1 protein-coding gene is annotated in these 608 nt (G+C 61.7%); it reads right to left on the bottom strand.

The genetic code is table 11. The annotated features are described in order from the left end of the window. The coding region (locus EN780_RS36720) for an asparagine synthase-related protein (RefSeq protein ID WP_245500259.1) at positions 1–559 on the bottom strand (559 nt) is incomplete at its 3' end. Between the last annotated feature and the right edge of the window lie 49 nt (positions 560–608).

Raw genomic sequence — 608 nt, 5'->3', positions numbered from 1 at the left:
TCACCAGAATGTCGTCCGGCAGATAGCTCATCATGTCGAGATACATCATCCGCTCGACGCTGCCCGGTAATGCCGGTAGTGCTTCCAATCCCGTCAGCATCGTCGGTGGCTCTACCGCTTCGGGAATGATCTCGGACGGCTCCCAGTGCGAGCAGAGGCGACGATAGACGTCGTCCATGGTCCGAAGCGAAAGGACCGAAGCCGCCTTGTGGATCTTGTCGCCTACTCGCTCGCGCCGAAGGCGTCGTGGTAAGAGCGGCATGATCCCGTCTGCGACGTTGTCATACAGTCCGGGGGGCGGCAGTGTTGCCAGGCTGGCCGACACGCGACGCAGGCCGATCGGGATGCGGGAAAGCTTGTTCCAGAGCGCGTCGGCGAGCGCGTAGCGCGTGTAACCGGAAAACAACTCATCTCCGCCGTCGCCCGACAGCGCAACAGTGACACTGTCGCGCGCCAGCCTGGAGACGAGGAAAGTCGGGATTTGCGAGGAGTCCGAAAACGGCTCGCAATAGATGCCCGGCAATTGCGGCACGACGTCGAGGGCGTCCCGGTCGCTCAAATATAGTTCCGTATGGTCTGTCCCGAGATGGCGCGCCACATGTTTGGCA

Source organism: Mesorhizobium sp. M4B.F.Ca.ET.089.01.1.1 (genome assembly GCF_004022605.1).
Classification (GTDB): Bacteria; Pseudomonadota; Alphaproteobacteria; order Rhizobiales; family Rhizobiaceae; genus Mesorhizobium; species Mesorhizobium abyssinicae.
The sequence above is the reverse complement of the archived record's forward strand: the minus strand, read 5'-3'. Positions and strand labels throughout refer to the sequence as shown.